This window comes from Arthrobacter stackebrandtii (assembly GCF_017876675.1).
GTDB classification, from domain to species: Bacteria; Actinomycetota; Actinomycetes; order Actinomycetales; family Micrococcaceae; genus Specibacter; species Specibacter stackebrandtii.
The window spans coordinates 602264-620717 of the sequence record NZ_JAGIOI010000001.1; the positions used below are offsets into that span (position 1 = coordinate 602264).

General features: G+C 65.6%; 15 protein-coding genes and 1 pseudogene. 4 read left to right on the plus strand and 12 right to left on the minus strand.

Going from position 1 to position 18454, the window contains the following annotated elements:
- Window positions 1-54: 54 nt before the first annotated feature.
- Window positions 55-960, plus strand: a complete 906-nt coding sequence (locus JOF48_RS02500) for a carbohydrate ABC transporter permease (protein ID WP_209676994.1) — start codon at window positions 55-57, stop codon at window positions 958-960.
- A gap of 50 nt (window positions 961-1010) precedes the next feature.
- A complete protein-coding gene (locus JOF48_RS02505; RefSeq protein ID WP_209684050.1) occupies window positions 1011-1853 on the plus strand; it encodes a carbohydrate ABC transporter permease in 843 nt (280 codons plus the stop codon).
- A 205-nt stretch (window positions 1854-2058) separates the two neighbouring features.
- On the opposite strand, the gene JOF48_RS02510 is transcribed toward JOF48_RS02505, so the two are convergent.
- The 10 genes and pseudogenes from JOF48_RS02510 to JOF48_RS02555 form a co-directional block, all read right to left on the minus strand.
- A complete protein-coding gene (locus tag JOF48_RS02510) occupies window positions 2059-2301 on the minus strand; it encodes a hypothetical protein (RefSeq protein WP_209676995.1) in 243 nt (80 codons plus the stop codon).
- A gap of 3 nt (window positions 2302-2304) precedes the next feature.
- A pseudogene (locus JOF48_RS02515) lies at window positions 2305-2989 on the minus strand (DNA alkylation repair protein).
- A gap of 62 nt (window positions 2990-3051) precedes the next feature.
- Window positions 3052-4149: a Gfo/Idh/MocA family protein gene (locus tag JOF48_RS02520; RefSeq protein WP_209676996.1), complete on the minus strand. Its 1098-nt coding sequence runs from the start codon at window positions 4147-4149 to the stop codon at window positions 3052-3054.
- Between the two features lie 196 nt (window positions 4150-4345).
- A complete protein-coding gene (locus JOF48_RS02525; RefSeq protein WP_209676997.1) occupies window positions 4346-5059 on the minus strand; it encodes an ABC transporter ATP-binding protein in 714 nt (237 codons plus the stop codon).
- On the minus strand, window positions 5046-5939 hold the full coding sequence (locus JOF48_RS02530; RefSeq protein WP_245346376.1) for an ABC transporter ATP-binding protein: 894 nt from the start codon (window positions 5937-5939) through the stop codon (window positions 5046-5048). The genes JOF48_RS02525 and JOF48_RS02530 overlap by 14 nt, the downstream gene beginning before the upstream one ends.
- The gene (locus tag JOF48_RS02535; RefSeq protein ID WP_209676998.1) at window positions 5936-7216 is read right to left on the minus strand and encodes a branched-chain amino acid ABC transporter permease; all 1281 of its coding nucleotides are present in this window, start codon (window positions 7214-7216) and stop codon (window positions 5936-5938) included. Before JOF48_RS02535 ends, JOF48_RS02530 begins: the two co-directional genes overlap by 4 nt.
- Window positions 7213-8220, minus strand: coding sequence for a branched-chain amino acid ABC transporter permease (locus JOF48_RS02540; protein ID WP_209677000.1), 1008 nt, complete (start codon window positions 8218-8220; stop codon window positions 7213-7215). Before JOF48_RS02540 ends, JOF48_RS02535 begins: the two co-directional genes overlap by 4 nt.
- A gap of 138 nt (window positions 8221-8358) precedes the next feature.
- Complete coding sequence (locus JOF48_RS02545) at window positions 8359-9591, minus strand: branched-chain amino acid ABC transporter substrate-binding protein (protein ID WP_209677002.1); 1233 nt, start codon at window positions 9589-9591, stop codon at window positions 8359-8361.
- Window positions 9592-9784: 193 nt separating this feature from the next.
- Window positions 9785-11245 (minus strand): MFS transporter, encoded by a 1461-nt coding sequence (locus JOF48_RS02550; RefSeq protein ID WP_209677004.1) that lies wholly within the window; start codon window positions 11243-11245, stop codon window positions 9785-9787.
- Between the two features lie 169 nt (window positions 11246-11414).
- Complete coding sequence (locus JOF48_RS02555) at window positions 11415-13634, minus strand: NADP-dependent isocitrate dehydrogenase (protein ID WP_209677006.1); 2220 nt, start codon at window positions 13632-13634, stop codon at window positions 11415-11417.
- A gap of 182 nt (window positions 13635-13816) precedes the next feature.
- Between JOF48_RS02555 and JOF48_RS02560 the strand changes: the two genes are divergently transcribed.
- Window positions 13817-14320, plus strand: a complete 504-nt coding sequence (locus JOF48_RS02560; protein WP_209677008.1) for a ferritin — start codon at window positions 13817-13819, stop codon at window positions 14318-14320.
- A 143-nt stretch (window positions 14321-14463) separates the two neighbouring features.
- Here the strand turns inward: JOF48_RS02560 and JOF48_RS02565 are convergent, their stop codons facing one another.
- Entirely contained in the window at window positions 14464-14649 is a 186-nt protein-coding gene (locus tag JOF48_RS02565) for a hypothetical protein (RefSeq protein WP_209677011.1), read from the minus strand.
- 373 nt (window positions 14650-15022) lie between these two features.
- Window positions 15023-16690: a bifunctional phosphoribosylaminoimidazolecarboxamide formyltransferase/IMP cyclohydrolase gene (purH, locus tag JOF48_RS02570; RefSeq protein WP_209677013.1), complete on the minus strand. Its 1668-nt coding sequence runs from the start codon at window positions 16688-16690 to the stop codon at window positions 15023-15025.
- A 78-nt stretch (window positions 16691-16768) separates the two neighbouring features.
- On the opposite strand from purH, the gene JOF48_RS02575 reads away from it, so the two are divergent.
- On the plus strand, window positions 16769-18325 hold the full coding sequence (locus JOF48_RS02575) for a glycoside hydrolase family 3 N-terminal domain-containing protein (protein WP_245346377.1): 1557 nt from the start codon (window positions 16769-16771) through the stop codon (window positions 18323-18325).
- Window positions 18326-18454 lie beyond the last annotated feature (129 nt).

Here is an 18454-nt window from a genome sequence, read left to right on the forward strand (position 1 = left end):
TGTTGCGCCGCCCCAAGCCATGCGCCCCCAATCTTCTTCGGAAGGAGGCAAACTGTGTTAAAGCGCGCTAAAACATGGGGTCCCGGCGTACTGCTGCTGGCACCCACCATCATCCTGGTTGGCGTCTTCGTCTACTGGCTCATCATTGAAAACTTCCGGGTCAGCCTCACCAACCAGCACACGGCCAAGCCGAGCAACAAGTATGTCGGCTTTGAGAACTACACCAATCTCCTGGCCGACCCCAATTTCCAGCACTCGCTGTGGAACCTGCTGATCCTCACGATCGTCTTCCTGGGCGGCACCCTGATTTTCGGCTTCCTGTGGGCCTGGCTCCTGGAACAGCCTGCCAAGGGCGAGGGCTTCTTCCGCTCCGTATACCTGTTCCCCATGTCCATTTCCTTCATCGCCTCCGGTGTTGTCTGGCGCTGGCTGCTCTCCAGCCTGCAGACCACCCAGCCCGGCGGCGAACGCACCACGGGCCTGAACCGCCTGCTGGACAGCGTGGGCCTGGGCTTCATGCAGAACGACTGGTGGTCCAACCCCACCTGGGGCATTGCCGCCATTGCCGTCCCTGCCATCTGGCAGCTCTCCGGCTACGTCATGGCACTGTTCCTGGCCGGCTTCCGCGGCATCCCGGACGAGCTGCGCGAGGCTGCGCGGATCGACGGCTGCACCGAGTGGAAGCTGTACCGGCACGTGATCTTCCCCCAGCTCAGCCCGGTCATGCTCTCCGCGATCATCATCATCGGCCACATGTCACTGAAGCTGTTCGACCTCATCCGCGCCATCGTCCCGGACGCCAACACTTATGACGTGCAGGTTCCCGCCACGATGATGTGGGTCAAGTACATCGGCAGCGACTACGCCGATGCAGCCGCGATCGGCATGATCCTGCTGGTCCTGGTGGCCATCGTGGTCATCCCCTACCTCATGTACACCTCACGAGCGGAGAAGCGCTGATGTCCACCGCCACAGTGAACAACAAGAAGCGCCTGCGGTCGGCGCAGGACATGAAGTCCGACTCCAAGCGCACCACCAAGCGGCGCATCAACCGGACCCTGAAGTACGCGATCCTGATCTTCTTCGTGATCATCGTCCTGCTGCCGGCCTACGTCCTGTTCATCACCAGCTTCAAGGGCACCGCCGACGCCGACCCCTCGCGCGCTTGGTACCTCCCGCAGGTCTGGGAGACCGGCGGCTGGGTCAAGGCCTGGGAAACCCTGGCGCCGTCACTGGGCCGCACCGTGCTCCTGGTGGTCCCCTCCGCGCTGGTCTCCGCTTTCCTGGGATCCATCAACGGCTACGTGCTGTCCAAGTGGCGCTTCCCGGGTGCGAACATCGTGTTCACGCTGATCCTTTTCGGCATGTTCATCCCGTACCAGGCCGTCATGATCCCGCTGACCCAGCTGGTGAGCAACCTCGGCATTCCCCAGGGCATCCCGTCACTGATGCTGCTGCACATTGTCTACGGCCTGCCGATCTGTACGCTGATCTTCCGCAACTACTATGCGTCGGTCCCCGATGAACTCATCGAGGCCGCCCGCATGGACGGCGCCGGAATCCTGCGCACCTACGGCTCGGTGATTTTCCCCGTCTCGGCCCCCGGCTTCGTCGTGGTCCTGATCTGGCAGTTCACCTCCGCCTGGAACGACTACCTCTTCGCCGCGTTCTTCTCCTCGGGCCGCAACGGCCCGGTGACGATCGCACTGTCCTTCCTCGCCGGAGGCCAGCTCACCGACTACGCCGCCTCCATGGCCGGCGCGCTCATCGCCTCCGTCCCCACGCTCATTGTCTACATCCTGTTGGGCAAGTACTTTGTGGGCGGGCTGATGAGCGGTTCCGTCAAGGGATAGCACCTCCTCCCCAGGCGGGCCCAACGCAGCAGGCCCCGTCCGCCGTCGTACTTAATTACGACGGCGGACGGGGCCTTTCGCGTCTCCGGCACCACCCGGCCCGCTCCCCCATCCCGACGCTGTCGCAGCACTGGTCAACTTTTCCCCGACGCCGGCGCAGCACTGGTCAACGTTTCCCCGATCCGGCGGCGGTCGATGCCCCGTTTCAGCGGCCGGAGTCGCGCTTTTTGGGGCGGGTGTAGATGATGGGCACTGCGGCGAGGGCGGTGCCGGCGGAGAGCTGGAGCAGGATCCGGCCCCAGCCCATGGCGATGGTGAAGGCGTCGGAACCGTGCACAGTGGCAAACCAGGCGAAAGCGGTGGCCGCCAACCCAGCCAACAGCAGCGCGGCCACGACGAAGGCCAGGAACCGGCGGCCGGTGCTGGCGCTGTGCCAGATGGTTCTCATGCCTCAGCCTGCCTTCCGGCGCACCATCTCGTTGATCCAGTCAGGAGCAAACGGGGAGGTGCAGTTGGGCGGCGTGGGGGTAGTCCTTGAGCACCTCAAGGCGTTCGCCGATGTCGAGGGCGCGGGCCCTCAGCTCCGGATTCTCGATGCCGATCTGTGCGAGCGCATTGTTCATGGCCCATTGGAGGCGGTCGGGGGCTTCCTTCATGTGGGCTTCGATGATGTCCAGGAGGCCGGGAAGGTCGAGTCCCTCCGGCTTCTTGACAATGCGTTCGCTGGTCAGGGCCCAGCCGGACGCGGCCACCACGGGATCCGGATCGGCAAACCACGCCTGGCGCAGTTCCTCGGCATGGGGGCTCTTCTTCACCACGTAGTTCACGAACCAGTCGTTGACCTTCGGCACCGGAGCCTCGCGAAGCATGGTGTCCAGCTCCTCCGCCGTGAACGCCTTGGGCCGGCAGATGAGCAGCGAGAGCAGCCGTGCGGCGGTGTCGCCGGTGGCCCACAACTCCCTGGACAGCTCCTGCTGCGTTTTCACGCGCTTGGCGATGGCCCGCAGCTTGCCCAGGTTCACGCCGTGGTCGTCGCCGTGCTTTTCATTCACGGCCCGGGCCCTCGGGTCTTCGAGGGCGGCGAGTTCCGCCATCAGCCCCGCCGCGGTTTCCGACGTCTCCGTTGTTGCAGCCATCGTCCGGCCTCCTCTTTCACTGGTGGTTCCAAGCCTACTGACGTCCGGAACGTTCCGGCCGGCTACAGGTCTGTGCGGGTGTCGTTCCAGTAGCTCACGCCAAACTGGCGGCGGGCGTCGTCGAACAATTCCATGACGGCCAGCGAATCATCCAGCGGCATGGTGGTGCTTTCCGTCAGCCCGGCTTGGATGCAGCGCGTGACCTCGCGCAGCTGGTACGTGTAGCCGCTGCCGGGGTGTTCAAACGTCTCCACGCGTTCGCCGTCCCAGCCCACCGAGACGCGCAGGCCCTTGGGGTTGTTGACCGAACCAACGGTCTCGATGAACCCCTTGCTGCCGGCGACCGACGCCGTCCGCGGACCATGCGCACCGAGGTAGCTGATGAGCTGTGCCTGTGCGCCGGACGGGTAGCTGAGGTTCAGCACGTTCTGGGCGTCGACGCCCAGCGGCGTCAACTCGGCCGCGGCGTGCAGCGAGGTTGGGGCGCCGAGGGTCCCCCACGCCCACAGGAGCGGGTAGACGGTGATGTCCAGGAGCGCCCCGCCGCCGTCGGCCGGGGCCCAGATCCGTGCAGCGTCGTCGACCGGCGCCGGGAAGCCGAGGTCGGCACGGACCCACTTGACCTCGCCGATCTCCCCGGATGCCACGATCTCCATGGCCCGCTGGAAGCCGGGGACAAACCTTGCCCACACGGCCTCCATGAGGAACAGCTGCTTCTCCCGCGCAAGGGCGATCAGGACCCGTGCCTCCGCCGCCGTGATGGTCAGCGCCTTTTCACACAATACGTGCTTTCCGTGCTCCAGCGCGGCCTTGGCAATGTCGAAGTGCTGGGCGTGCGGGGTGGCGATATACACAACGTCCACGTCGGGATCTGCCACGAGCTGCATGTAGCCGGGGGACTCCAGGCCGTCCGGACCGCCGTCGTAATAGTGCCGGGCGAAGCCGAACTCGCCGGCGAAGGCCGCCGCACTCTTCTCGCTGCGGGAGCTCACGGCCAGGAGCTCCGCGTCCTCCAGCAGGGCCAGGTCCGCCGTGACGGTGCGGGCAATCCCACCGGTGGCCACCACGCCCCAGCGAAGGGTGGTGCCGGTTGCGGCGAGGGTTTCGGGATTGAAGGTGTCGTACCAGTCGGGCCGGCCGACAAATCGTTGGATGCTCATCCCGCCATTCTGCCAGTTCACCCGCCGCCGTGCCGGGCATGACCCGCGCGGAGGCTCAAGGGGGTACAGCCCGCCAGGCGGGGCCGCCCCTCGATATCAGAGCGGCTCCCCGGACAAGCCACGGGCGGAAGGCCAGCTTTCGCCTGAAAGGTGACCTCCCGCCGTCGTGCTTCATGCGGTCCGCGCCGGGGACTGGCTACCCGACGCCCAGGTAGGCCTCCTTGATGGCCGGATTAGCCAGCAGTTCCTTGCCCGTGCCGCTGTGGGTGATGGCCCCGGTTTCCAGGACGAAGGCGCGGTGTGCCCGCGCAAGGGCCTGGTTGGCGTTCTGCTCCACAAGCAGCACCGTGGTGCCCTGGCCGTTGATCTCGGTGACGATCTTGAAGATCTGCCGGATGAACTGCGGGGCCAGGCCCATGGAGGGCTCGTCGAGCAGCAGCAGCTTGGGCCGCGACATCAGGGCGCGGCCGATGGCCAGCATCTGCTGCTCGCCGCCGCTCATGGTGCCGCCAAACTGCTTCTCGCGCTCCTTCAGCCGCGGGAACAGGGTGAACACCCGCTCCAGGTCCTCCGGCACGCCGGTGCGGTCCTTGCGGCCAAACGTGCCCATGTCCAGGTTTTCCAGCACAGTCATGGCCGGGAAGATGCCCCGGCCCTCCGGTGCCTGCGAGATGCCCTGCACCACCCGGATGTGGGCCTTCATCTTGGTGATGTCCTCGCCCATGAACTTGATGGTCCCGGCGGAGGGGTTAAGCAGCCCGGAGATGGTCTTCATGGTGGTGGTCTTGCCGGCGCCGTTGGCCCCGATCAGGGAGACAATTTCGCCTTCCTCCACCGTGAACGACATGTCGTGGATGGCCTGGATCCGGCCGTAGTGGACGGATACGTTGTTCAGCTCAAGCAAAGTCATCTTCAGGCTCCCCGAGGTAGGCGGAAATTACTTTGGGGTCTTCGCGGATGTCGTGGGGCAGGCCGTCGGCGATCTTCTTGCCGAATTCCAGCACCACGATCCTGTCGGTGACGCCCATGACCAGCTTCATGTCGTGTTCAATGAGCAGGACCGTGTAGCCGTCGTCGCGGACGGTGCGGATGAGCGCCATAAGCTCCTCCTTCTCCGCCGGGTTGAAGCCGGCCGCAGGTTCGTCCAGGCACAGCACCTTTGGATCGGTGGCCAGCGCCCGGGCAATCTCCAGGCGCCGCTGGCTGCCGTAGGACAGGTGCCGGGACAGAGTGGCCGCGTGGTCGGCGATGCCCACGAACTCCAGCAGCGCCATGCCGCGCTCGATGGCGCTCTTCTCCTCCCGGATGTGGCGCGGCAGGCGCAGCAGGGCGCCGACAACGCTGGTCTTGTGCCGGGCGTCCAGGCCGACCACCACGTTCTCCAGCGCGGTCATCTCCCCGAAAAGGCGGATGTTCTGGAAGGTGCGGGCCAGCCCGGCGCGGGTGATCTTGTGCTGCTTCATGCCGTTGAGCAGCCGCCCCTCCAGCAGGACCTGCCCGCTGGTGGGCTTGTACACGCCGGTCATGGCGTTGAAGCAGGTGGTCTTCCCGGCACCGTTGGGCCCGATCAGGCCCAGGATTTCCCCGCGCTTGATGGTGAAGCTGACGTTGTCCATGGCCACTAGGCCGCCGAACTTCATGGTCAGGTTCTTCACCTCAACCAAGTCTTCACCCACTCCGACGGCGAAGGACCGCTCGGGTGCGACGGTTTCCGCCACCTCCAGGTCGATGCCGCCTGCGGCCAGCGCGTCCTGGTCCACGGATGCTTCCGGATCCAGTGATTCACTCATGATGCGGCCCCCTCAGCGTTGGGTTTGGGTGCGGGCGTGGCGGGCTTTCCGGATGGACCTGACGGGCCGGAACCCGTCCCGCCCGTCCCGGACGGCTTGGCCCCCTTGCCGGAGAAGCGTGCACGGACCGCGGCGTAGGCCTGGGTGCCGTAGGCCAGCAGGCGCTGCTTGGCGGGGATCAGGCCTTGCGGGCGGTAGATCATGATCAGGATCAGGGCGACGCCGAAGATCAGGAACTTGTACTCTGCAATGGCCGTGAACCGCAGCGGGATGTAGGCGACCAGCGCGCCGCCCACAATGGCACCCACCTTGTTGCCCGAGCCGCCCATGACGACTGCCGCGACAAACAAAATGGACGTAACGACGTCGAACTTCTGGTTGTTCACGAAGCCGACCTGGCCGCCCATGAGGGCCCCTGCCATGCCGCCGACGCCGGCGCCGAGCGCAAACGCCCACACCTTGTACTTGAACGTTGGCACGCCCATGGTCTCGGCGGCGTCCTCGTCCTCGCGGATGGCGATCCAGGCACGGCCCACGCGGCTGCGCTCCATGTTGCCGACGAGGAAGAGGAGAACGATCAGGATGCCCAGGGTCAGCCAGTACCAGGGGGTTCCGTTGGAATTGGCGAAGATGGGGATGCCGTCGTCGCCGACGCCCGGCGGGTGGCCCACGTTCTGGAATCCGGGCTGGCCCTTCATGGCCGGAATGATGGTGGCCAGGATGCGCACGATCTCGCCGAAGCCGAGGGTCACAATGGCCAGGTAGTCGCCGCGCAGGCGCAGTGTGGGCAGGCCCAGGAGCACGCCAACGAACATGGACACCGCAATGGCCACCGGGATGGTCCACAGGTATGGGATCTTGATGAACGCAGAATCCGGGCTGGTCAGCATGGCTGCCGTGTAGGAGCCGACCGCAAAGAACGCGATGTAGCCCAGGTCGAGCAGGCCGGCGTAGCCAATCACGATGTTCAGGCCCACCGCCACGAGGGCGAAGATGGCCATGGCCTGGCAGGCGAGCGGCCAGTCGTTGCCCGGTTCGGTGGTGATGAACGGGATGTTCATCAGGGGCAGGAAGAATGCCACGACGACCACGGGGATGAGGATCATCCACTGCTTGGGACGGGACATTTCCCGCCAGCGGTCGCTCCAGCCGCCGAACCTGCCGTGGCGGGGAACGTCAGCGCTGGTGCCGGGCAGGGGCCCGACGGCTTCCGAGGCGTCGGTCTGCTGTTCTGATTTGGAGGTTCGGAGAGGCCTGGGGCCTTCTGTCATGCTCATGCCTTGCTCCTTCCAAGCGAGGTGCCCAGGATGCCTTCGGGGCGGAACAGCAGCACCAGGACCAGGACCAGGAACGCCACGACGTCGGTCCACTGGGAGTTGCCCAGCAGGATCTGGCCGTAGTTGCCGATCAGGCCCAGCAGGAGCCCGCCGAGGAGTGCGCCTCGGACGTTGCCGATGCCGCCGAGGACGGCTGCGGCGAAGGCCTTGATGCCAAGGATGAAGCCTCCGTTGTAGACAACTCCGGAGGGGATCTTCATGGTGTAGAACAGTGCGGCCGCACCGGCGAGGATGCCGCCGATCACGAACGTGGTGATGATGATTCGTTCCTTGTTCACGCCCATGAGCGTTGCCGTGTCCGGGTCCTGGGCGACGGCGCGGATGCCGCGGCCGGTGCGGGACTTGCTGATGAAGCGTTCGGTGATGACCATCAGGATGATGGCGGCCGTGACGATCAGGATCTGGTCGTTGTAGATGAAGGTGCCAAATACTTCAAAGACCGGCTTGACCTGGAACATGGTCAGGGCCTGTTCCGGAACCGCGCCGCGCCAAACGTAGATCAGGTACTGGATGGTGAAGGATGCACCGATGGCGGTGATGAGAAAGACGAGGCGGGGTGCGTTGCGTTTGCGCAACGGCCTGTAGGCGACTCGTTCCAGAACAAAGGCAGTCAGTGCCGAGGCTATGATGCCGACGATGAGCGCAAGCAGGAGGTTGACGACGATTGCACCGACGCCCAGGTTGGGGGCCGAGGGGCCGAAGCCAAGGAATGACAACGTGAACCAGACGCCGTAGCAGCCAAGGATGAATACTTCGGAGTGGGCAAAGTTGATGAGGTTGAGCACGCCGTAAACCAGCGTGTAGCCAAGCGCCACGAGGGCGTAAATGGATCCAAAGGTCAGCCCGTCAAAGGTGGCAGACCAAAAGTTTTGGGCCAGGGAGGCAAAGTCCAGCGTAATCCAGTCACTGGTTGGCGGTGCCGCCGCAAGGATGGTTGGGATCATGGGAGCAGTCCATTTCCGTGCGCGGTGCCCGGCGGCCCATGCCGCGGGCCGGCGCACGTTGAAAGGCGGGTTGGTGGCAGTGTGCACGGCCATGCTGCGGGGCGGAAGCCCGCCCCGCAGCATGGCCGCCGGAGGGGGTTACTCCCCGATGGCACCGATGGGAACAATCTTGCCGTTCTCCACCTTGTAGCCGTAGACCGTGGGGGCCGCCAGCTCGCCCTTGTCGTTCCACTTGTAATGCTTGCTCAGACCGTCCTTGTCGTAGGTCTTGACCCATTCGAGCAATGACGCGCGGTCCTGGTTGCCGGCGTCGATGCCTGCCAGCAGCACGGTGGCTGCGTCGTAGCCTTCAATGGAGTAGGTTCCGGGGTCAATGCCGGCCAGCGCCTTGTAGTCCTTGGCGAAGGTCGGGATCAGCTCACCGGGAATGCAGGGGCAGGTGAAGAAGGCGTTCTTGGATGCGTCGCCTGCCTGCTTGATGAACTGGTCGTCCTTCAGACCGTCCGGGCCGACAAACGTTCCGGTGTAGCCCTTGTTGACCAGCTGCTGGTCGAACGGTGCGCCTTCAGCGTAGTAGCCGGAGTAGAAGACTGCGTCGGCCTTGGAGTTCATGATCTTGGAGATCGTGGCCGAGAAGTCCTTCTGCCCGGTGGTCACCTTGTCGGTGCCCACGAGTGCGTCTCCCAGTCCGTCAGCGGTGGTCTGGCCCAGGCCGATGCCGTACTCGGAGTCATCCTGGACGATGTAGACCTTCTTGGCCTGCAGCTTGTCCACCATGAACTTTGCTGCCGCCGGGCCCTGGACTGCGTCGTTGCCCAGGCCGCGGAAGAACGTGGTCCAACCGTTTTCGGTCAGGCCCGGGTTTGTGGCTGCCGGGGTGACGTGGACCAGCTTGACCTGTTCAAAGATGTTGCCGGTGGCCTTGGATTCGCCGGAGAACGGCAGGCCGACAACGCCGATGATCCCTTCTTCCTTGGTGGCCTGGGTGACCGGGCCCGTGGCCTTGTTGGGGTCGCCTTCCGTGTCAAACTTCTTGAACACGACCTGGCAGTCCGGGTTCGCCGCATTGTGCTCGTTGATGGCGAGCTGCACGCCGTTGAAAATGTTGATGCCGAGCTGGGCGTTTGGTCCGGTCTGGGCACCCACATAGGCCAGCGTCGTCGTGGCAGGGCACGTGGCCTTGCCGTCACCCGCCGGGAGCACCGCGTTGGGCGGAGTTTCAATGGAAGTCAGGGCCGGGATGTCGATCGCCGAGGCGCTGCCGCCAGATGTGCTGCCGCCTTCAGGCGCTGCCGTATTCGCACAACCACCCAAGATCATCCCCAAGGTCGCGGCCGCAGCCAGCGTGGTCATAACTTTCTTGCGGTACATGAATCTCCCTTTCGCAGTAAGCCGCCCGACCGCCGGGCGCCGTTACCAGGCGTGATCGTCGGCTTTACATGGATTCGACCATACTCCTGAACATGTGACCTGAAGCACATTTCTTGCGTAAAGATCTGGTAACGCCTGTTTTCGTTGTCCTGCGGAAGGCACGACGGCGTGTTCCCGGCAAGAATCTTGCCCCTCACCTTCCGCTGCGCCCCGGGTCCCGTGCCGCTGCCGAGCCGGAGGGCCCCGCAGCCGCCTCCCGCCGGGCGGCCTCATCGTAACTGCGGGACAGCTGGCGGTATTGGCTCGTGCACAGTGCCGCAAGGGCCAGTGCCACGGAGGCCAGCCCGGACACGAGGAACACCAGGGCGATCCCCCGGGCATCGCCGTCGCCAAGCAGCCAGCCGAAGTCCCGCCGACCGGAGGGGCCTTCCATGTACGGGATGAGCCAGAACTGGGCCAGCGGGGCGATGGCAAACGCCGTGACGGGGGCGGCCGCCGATTCAACCGTCATGGCCAGGCCGAACACGCGTCCCTGGGTGCGCGCCGGCACCACCTGCTGGATGATGGTTTGCTCGGCCGCCTCGACCGCCGGCATGAGGGTCATGAACAGCCAGACGCCGCCGGCGTACAACCACCACCATTCCCGCAGGGTGAATACCGCGCCAAGGGCTCCCGTGCAGGCGACCAGGAGAAGCATTGTGCGCAGGGGGCGGCGCCCCAGGCCGAACTTTGCCACGAGTCCGCCGCCAATAATGAAGCCGGTGGCCGTCACGCCCAGGACCAGGCCCCACACCTCCACGGGGAACAATGTCAGGCCGTAGGGGTCCATGAGCGCCATGTAGACCCCGCCGGTGAGGTTGTTGAAGGTGGTGAACACAATGAGCGCCACCAGTCCCTGCGTTGCCCGGACGGCTGCCACGCCCTGCCGCAGTTCCTTCATGCCGGTACTGTCGCCGCTGCGCAGCGCCTTGGGCTCGGGGATGCGGATGGCGAGCAGGTGAGCCGCCACTGCCGCGGAGGCGGCCAGCCCGATGGCCAGTGTGCCGCCCATGCCCAACAGGCCGACGGACAGCCCGCTGAACACACTCGTGACAAGGAAGGCCAGGCCCTGCACCGAACCGACCAAACCGTTGGCCCTGGCCCGGTCCGCCGACGGAACCAGCAGGGTGACCGTTGTGGAGAGGGCAATGTTGCGAAGCTGCTCAATGACGGCGCCAACCAGCACAATCATGGCAAAGACCCAGAACCAAGGCGCGGCAATGGTCAGCAGCAGCTGTTGCGGGACCATGAGGAACATGATCCCGGCCAGGCCAAAGAACACCAGCGTGCCGAAGGCGGAGCCAAGCATGACAGCGTGCTTGCGGTAACGGTCGACCAGCACGCCGAAGAACAGCCCAAAAACGGCGACCAGCAGCATGTAGGCGCCGCCGACGAGGCCTGTCGCCAGCACCGACCGCGTTTCCAGGTACACCCAGAAGGTCAGGGCAAACCACAGGAAACTTGTGGTGACATTGGCAATGGCCGTATTGACCAGCACGTGGAGGAAAGTGCGGCGGCTCCGTGCCCCGGGAGCCGGGGACGCGCCGTCGTCCGTCTCAAGCGCGGCATCTTGTGTGGCGTCAAGTGCTGCGGAGGGGAGGTCTTCCTGCGGCATGGAACAAGCCTAAAACTCCCGGCCCGTCCTGGGAAGGGACGCTCGGGGCCGGGCACCCGCCGTCGGTCCTGGACGCAAAAAAGCCGGTGTTCGCGGTTTCGGACGATGGTATGCCACCGTCCGAAACCGCAAACACCGGCTTCAGTGGGAAGGGGGGCAGCCCCAGTTGCTAGCTCAGGGTGTCGATGGCCTTGTTCAGCAGCGCCGACGGGCGCATGATGGCCGCGACCTTGGCTGCGTCGGGGCGGTAGTAGCCGCCCAGGTCAACCGGTGAGCCCTGGACCGCTGCGAGTTCGGCGATGATCGCGTCCTCGTTGCTGGTCAGGTCCGCGGCGACGGCCTTGAAGGCCTCCGCCAGCTCGGCGTCAACGGTCTGCGTGGCCAGTTCCTGTGCCCAGAACTTGGCCAGGTGGAAGTGGCTGCCGCGGTTGTCGATCTCGCCGACCTTGCGCTTCGGTGACTTGTTTTCCAGGAGGAAGGTGCCGGTGGCGCGGTCCAGGGTGTCGGCCAGGATCTGCGCGCGGGCGTTGCCGTAGTTCACGGCCAGGTGCTCGAAGCTGACGGCCAGGGCCAGGAACTCGCCGAGGGAATCCCAGCGGAGGTGGTTTTCCTTCACGAGCTGCTGGACGTGCTTCGGGGCGGAGCCGCCGGCGCCGGTCTCGAAGAGGCCGCCACCTGCGATCAGCGGAACCACGGAGAGCATCTTGGCGCTGGTGCCCAGTTCCAGGATCGGGAACAGGTCCGTCAGGTAGTCGCGCAGCACGTTGCCGGTGACGGAGATGGTGTCCTCGCCGCGGCGGATGCGCTCCAGGGTGAACTTCGTGGCGTCCTCGGGGGACATGATGCGGATGTCCAGGCCCTCGGTGTCGTGGTCCTTGAGGTACTCGGTGACCCGGACAATGAGGTTGGCGTCGTGGGCGCGGGTCTCATCGAGCCAGAAGATGGCGGGGGTGGCTGAGGCGCGGGCGCGGGTGACGGCCAGCTTGACCCAGTCCCGGACGGGGATGTCCTTGACCTGGCAGGCGCGCCAGATGTCGCCGGCCTCGACGTCGTGGGCGATCAGGACGTCGCCTGCGGAGTTGACCACCTGGACGGTGCCGGTCTCGGAGAGCTCGAACGTCTTGTCGTGGCTGCCGTATTCCTCAGCGGCCTGTGCCATGAGGCCCACGTTCGGGACGGTGCCCATGGTGGTGGGGTCGAGGGCGCCGTTTTCGCGGCAGTCGTCGATCGTGGCCTGGTAGACACCGGCGTAGCTGCTGTCGGGCAGCACGGCGAGGGTGTCGTGCTCCTGGCCGTCGGCACCCCACATGTGGCCGGAGGTGCGGATCATGGCAGGCATGGAGGCGTCAACGATCACGTCGGAGGGGACGTGGAGGTTGGTGATGCCCTTGTCGGAGTCGACCATGGCCAGCGCCGGGCCGTTCTCGTAGCCCTTCGCGATGGCGGCTTCGACGCCTGCACGGACGTCCTCAGGCAGTTCGCCCAGGCCGTTGAGGATGGAGGCCAGGCCGTTGGCCGGGCTCAGGCCGGCCTTGGCCAGCGCGTCGCCGTAGTTGGCGAAGAGTTCCGGGAAATAGGCCTTGACCACGTGGCCAAAGATGATGGGGTCCGAGACCTTCATCATGGTGGCCTTCAGGTGTGCCGAGAGCAGGACGCCCTCTTCCTTGGCGCGGGCCACCTGTGCGGCGAGGAATTCGTCCAGCGCAGCGGCGCGCATGACGGTGCCGTCAACGATTTCATCGGCCAGGACAGGGAAGGAATCCTTCAGCACGGTGGTGGTGCCGTCGGCGGCGACGAACTGGATCTTGATCTTGTCGTCGGCCGGGATGACCACGGACTTCTCGTTGTGGCGGAAGTCGCCGTCGGCCATGGTGGCGACGTTGGTCTTGGAGTCCTTGGACCAGGCGCCCATGCTGTGGGGGTTCGCCTTGGCGTAGTTCTTGACCGAAAGGGGTGCGCGGCGGTCGGAGTTGCCTTCGCGCAGGACCGGGTTCACGGCGCTGCCCTTGATCTTGTCGTAGCGGGCGCGAACGTCCTTTTCCTCATCGGTGGAGGGGTCGTCCGGGTAGTCCGGGAGGGCGTAGCCCTGGCCCTGGAGCTCGGCGATGGCCGCCTTCAGCTGCGGGATGGAGGCGCTGATGTTAGGCAGCTTGATGATGTTGGCTTCCGGGCTCTTGGCCAGGGCACCGAGTTCGGCCAGTGCGTCGCTCACGCGCTGCTCTTCAGTGAGGTAGTCGCCGAACACTGCAATGATGCGGCCGGAGAGTGAAATGTCCCGGGTTTCCACGTCCACGCCGGCGGTGGAGGCAAAGGCCTCAACGATCGGCAGGAGTGAGTACGTGGCCAACATGGGCGCTTCGTCTGTCAGGGTGTAGATGATTTTGGCCATGGGTGGGCTGTCTCCTGCGAAAATTCAGTGGATAACTTCAGAATCTGGTGAGATTACTTTCCCTATACAACTTACCCGAGTCAGCCCGTTTGCTCGCCATCGCGGCCTTAGGTGACACTGTCCTAAGTGAATTTAGCCTTACATAGCATGCACAAACGGGCTTTTGGCAATAGCGTGAAGGCATGGAACTCAAAGGAAAACTCGCAGACGCATTCAACGAACAAATCACGCTGGAAATCCAAGCCTCGGTGGTGTATCGCCAGCTGGCCATTGAAATGGATGTCCAGGACCTCCCCGGAATCTCCGGCTGGTTCCTGGCCCAGTCCGCCGAGGAGCTGGTGCACGCACAGAAGTTCACCGATCACATGACGGACCGCAGCGCAGCCCCGAAGATTGGCAACCTGACTGCCCCGGACGTCACCATCAACAGCGTTCTGGAGGCCTTCCAGGCCTCCCTGGCCCACGAGCAGAAGGTCTCCGAATCCATCCGGAACCTCTACCGCCTCGCCCAGGCCGAGGGCGACATCGATTCCATCCCCCTGCTGAACTGGTTCATCGAGGAGCAGTTGGAGGAGGAAGCTTCGGTTGGCGAGATCATTGGCCGTGTACGGCTGATCGGCGCCGACGGCAACGGACTGCTGCGCCTGGATGCCGAGCTCGGCGCCCGCAAGGCAGGCGGCGAGTAGCCGCACACCCCCACCCCTGCAGACGCGGCATCACATAATGCTGTTAAACCCATTACGCTCCCTCACTTGGTGAGGGAGCGTAATGGGTTTAACCACAGAATAATGATGCCGCGTCTGTGTGGGGTGATGCCGCGTCTGTGTGGTCAGCGCGATCCGGTGGGCGGTATTGCCTCGCCCCGCGGATGCGGCACCACTTCCGGCGGGGTTTCCACGCCGCCGGCGCCCGACTTGCTGAAACGGCCCACCAACAGCAGCACACCCAGCACCGCCACCACCAGCACAAACACCCCGGCCACCACGTAAACCCACGCCGTTCCCAACACGTCCACCACTCCCCTCGCCAGCCATTGTTATGTGGTGCCGACTATGCCACACGGCCGATGCCGGATTCATGCACGGGCATCCCGCAGGCAGAGTTCGGTCCGTACGGCCGGCGTCCTGGGTGGTGCCGCGTTGGGAGAAAACGGGGATTATCTGGTGCAGCGTTGGCCAAAAAAGGGGCTTATCTGATGCCGCGTTGCTTAATGGACGACGGCGGGAGGCGCCTTTCGCTTGAAAGGTGCCTCCCGCCGTTGTGCTTTGGGGAAATGCTACCGCCTGCGCATCGCAACCACGATGCCTGCAAGCAGGGTGAGGAACGCCAGCGTGCCGGCCCCGATGATCAGGGTGGCGGCAACGCCGGGCTCCAACAGCCACGCCATGTTAGTGGAAGAAGTGGCGGGCGCCGGTGAAGTACATCGTGATGCCGGCTTCGTTGGCTGCCGTGATGACTTCCTCGTCGCGCACGGATCCACCGGGCTGGACCACGGCGCGGACGCCGGCGTCGAGCAGGATCTGCAGGCCGTCGGCGAACGGGAAGAACGCGTCCGAGGAAGCCACGGCGCCGATGGAACGCTGGGCCGAAACACCGGTTTCGCCCGAGGCGCCGCCGGCTGCATCGACGTCGGATTCCACCGTGACGCCGAGCGTGTTGGCGCGCTCAACGGCCAGCTTGCAGGAGTCCACGCGGTTGACCTGGCCCATGCCGATGCCCACTGCGGCGCCATTGTTGGCGAGCAGGATGGCGTTGGACTTGGCGGCGCGGACGGCGGTCCAGGCGAACTTCAGGTCTGCGAGGGTTGCGGCGTCGGCCGGGGCGCCTGCGGCGAGCGTCCAGTTGGCGGTGTCGTCGCCGTCGGCGTCAACCTTGTCCGAGATCTGCACAAGCATGCCGCCGGAGACCTGGCGGACTTCGGCCGGGTAGCGGCCGTAGCCCTCGGGCAGGGCGAGCAGGCGGATGTTCTTCTTCTTGGAGAGGATCTCGACGGCTTCAGGCTCGAAGTCCGGGGCGATGACAACCTCGGTGAAGATGCCGGCCACGGTGCGGGCCATGCCTGCGGTGACGGTGCGGTTGGCTGCGATGACGCCGCCGAATGCGGAGAGGGGGTCGCAGGCATGGGCCTTCGCGTGCGCGTCGGCGATGGGGTCGGCGGCGTCCGGGGAGGCCACGGCCACGCCGCACGGGTTGGCGTGCTTGATGACGGCCACGGCAGGCTCGTCGAAGTCGAAGGCTGCGCGGAGGGCGGCGTCGGCGTCAACGAAGTTGTTGTAGCTCATGGCCTTGCCGTGGAGCTGGTCTGCCTGGGCGATGCCGGAGGGTGCGCCCTTGTCCACGTACAGTGCGGCCTGCTGGTGCGGGTTCTCGCCGTAGCGCAGCACCTCGGAGCGTTCCAGCGAGTAGCCGGCGTAAGCGGGCCAGTCGATCACGCCGTCGCCGTCTTCGTCGAGGAACTGGGCTGAGGTCCAGGCCGCCACGGCGTTGTCGTAGGCGGCGGTGTGGGAGAAGGCTGCGGCGGCGAGGCGCTGGCGGGCGGCGAGCGTGAAGCCGCCTTCCTTCGCGGCTGCGATGACGGTGCCGTACTTGGCCGGGTCAACTACCACGGCAACGGAGGGGTGGTTCTTCGCGGCGGCGCGGACCATGGAGGGGCCGCCGATGTCGATCTGCTCAACAACTGCGTCCTGGCCGGCACCGGAATTCACCGTGTCCACGAACGGGTAGAGGTTGACCACCACGAGGTCGAAGGGCTCAATGTTCATGTCTGCCAGCTGCTGGACGTGGTCGGGCAGGCGGCGGTCGGCCAGGATGCCGGCGTGGATCAGCGGGTGCAGGGTCTTGACGCGGCCGTCGAGGCATTCCTGAAAGCCGGTCACCTCGGAAACCTCGGTTACGGGAACACCGGCAGCGGCGATGCGGGAGGCGGTGGAACCGGTGGAGACAATGGCGACACCGGCGGCGTGCAGGCCCTGGGCCAGCTCCTCCAGCCCGGTCTTGTCGTAGACCGAGATCAAAGCCCGGCGGATGGGAACACGGTTAAGAGGAACGCTGGTCACAGAAAATCTCCATAGGGGTGGCTTGAGGGTGGTGACACATCAAGTTTAGGCCACGCCGGCACCGGTAGGATCTCAATCATGAGCACCCGTGAGATGCGCCACGCGCCAACCGCAGAAAACCATCCCGACGCCCTCAAACCCGCGGACCTGGCCCGCCTCATCAACTCGGTCATCCTGCCCGGTTTTGTTGGCACAACCGTGCCACAGTGGTTGGCGTCGGCCCTTCGAAACGGGTTGGCCGGCGTCGTCTTTTTTGGCCACAACATCGACCCGGACTCGCCGGCGCAGGTGGCCGCGCTCTCGGCAGCCATCCGTGCGGAAAACCCGGACGCCGTCATCGGTGTGGACGAGGAAGGCGGCAACGTCACCCGGCTGCAGACCCGCGACGGCTCCACCGTTCCGGGTGCGGCCGTGCTGGGCGCGCTCAATGACCTGGCGACCACCGAGGCCGCCGGCCGCGCCATTGGCCGGCTGTGCCGGGACGCCGGCATCAACCTGGCCATCGCGCCGGTTGCGGACGTCAACACCAACCCGCTCAACCCGGTCATCGGCGTGCGGGCGTTCGGCGCGGACACGGAGCTGGTCAGCGCGCACACCGCCGCCGCCGTCAAGGGCATCCAGGCCCTGCGCGTCGCCGCCTGCGCCAAGCACTTCCCCGGCCACGGCGACACCATGGCCGACTCCCACATGGACGCCGCCCGCGTGGATTTGACCATGGCCGAGATGGCCGCGAACCACCTGCCGCCGTTCCGCGCCGCAGTGGCCGCCGGCACCGCCGCCGTCATGAGCGCGCACATCATCATCCCCGAGCTCGGCGAGGCTCCGGCCACCCTGATCCCGGCCGCGAGCGCGCTGCTGCGCGAGATGGACTTCGACGGCGTGCTCATCACCGATGCCCTGGACATGGCTGCCGTGCGCGCCACCGTCGGTCCCGGCGAGGGCGGCGTGCTGGCGCTGCTGGCCGGCAACGACCTCCTCTGCGTGGGCAACCCGCTCAATGCCTACACCACGGGCCGCGACGACGAGGCCTGCTACACCGAGGTCTACGACGCCCTGCACGCCGCCGCGGTCTCCGGCCGCCTGCCGCTGGAGGTGCTGCGGCGCGCCGCCGCCCGGGTGCAGGCCCTCGCCGAGTGGTCTGCCGGCCCCGTGTCCGCTGATGCTGCGGAGGAAAAGTTCGACGGCGCGGGCTGGGTTTCGGTGGCTGCCCGCGCCGCCCGCATTGACTCGCTTGGTGCGCGCCCTGTGCTCTCCGGGGCAGGACGCGTCACCCTGGTGGATGCCCGCGCCGAGCCCAACATGGCGGCCGGTCCCACCGCGAACTTCCTTGCCACCGCACTGGGGCGCTACGCCGTAACGGAGGTGGCTGCGGCCGAGATCTCCGGCGTCGAGCTCGAGGTCGCCCTCATGCAGTCTGCCGGCGTCGGCGAGTCCGTGGTGCTGGTCCTTGTTGATTCACTGGGCTCGGCCGGGCAGCAGGAAACCATGGAAATGGTGTTCAGCACCGTGCCCCAGGCCGTCTGCGTCAACGCGGGGCTGGCACCGAGGCAATCCACCCCGTACTCCGCCATCCACACGCACGGCTTCAGCCGGGTCACGGCCGAAGCCGTGGTGAGGATCCTCGAAACCCCCTGACGCCGGGATGAGCAATAAATGGCGCCTCTTCTTCGTTGAGGGGCGTCGTTATCCCACACCTCAACGGCAGAAAGGGGGATGATGGTGTGGGAGAGAATGTTGCAAGGCACGTACCACCACAAACTCGCA

What these genes read in the sequence shown, in the direction of transcription:
- JOF48_RS02530 (WP_245346376.1), bottom strand. Translation starts at nt 5,939, where the DNA reads ATGAGTGAATCACTGGATCCGGAAGCATCCGTGGACCAGGACGCGCTG.
- JOF48_RS02505 (WP_209684050.1), top strand. Translation starts at nt 1,011, where the DNA reads ATGAAGTCCGACTCCAAGCGCACCACCAAGCGGCGCATCAACCGGACC.
- JOF48_RS02575 (WP_245346377.1), top strand. Translation starts at nt 16,769, where the DNA reads ATGAGCACCCGTGAGATGCGCCACGCGCCAACCGCAGAAAACCATCCC.
- JOF48_RS02525 (WP_209676997.1), bottom strand. Translation starts at nt 5,059, where the DNA reads ATGACTTTGCTTGAGCTGAACAACGTATCCGTCCACTACGGCCGGATC.
- JOF48_RS02560 (WP_209677008.1), top strand. Translation starts at nt 13,817, where the DNA reads ATGGAACTCAAAGGAAAACTCGCAGACGCATTCAACGAACAAATCACG.
- JOF48_RS02520 (WP_209676996.1), bottom strand. Translation starts at nt 4,149, where the DNA reads ATGAGCATCCAACGATTTGTCGGCCGGCCCGACTGGTACGACACCTTC.
- JOF48_RS02540 (WP_209677000.1), bottom strand. Translation starts at nt 8,220, where the DNA reads ATGATCCCAACCATCCTTGCGGCGGCACCGCCAACCAGTGACTGGATT.
- JOF48_RS02535 (WP_209676998.1), bottom strand. Translation starts at nt 7,216, where the DNA reads ATGAGCATGACAGAAGGCCCCAGGCCTCTCCGAACCTCCAAATCAGAA.
- JOF48_RS02510 (WP_209676995.1), bottom strand. Translation starts at nt 2,301, where the DNA reads ATGAGAACCATCTGGCACAGCGCCAGCACCGGCCGCCGGTTCCTGGCC.
- JOF48_RS02550 (WP_209677004.1), bottom strand. Translation starts at nt 11,245, where the DNA reads ATGCCGCAGGAAGACCTCCCCTCCGCAGCACTTGACGCCACACAAGAT.
- JOF48_RS02555 (WP_209677006.1), bottom strand. Translation starts at nt 13,634, where the DNA reads ATGGCCAAAATCATCTACACCCTGACAGACGAAGCGCCCATGTTGGCC.
- JOF48_RS02545 (WP_209677002.1), bottom strand. Translation starts at nt 9,591, where the DNA reads ATGTACCGCAAGAAAGTTATGACCACGCTGGCTGCGGCCGCGACCTTG.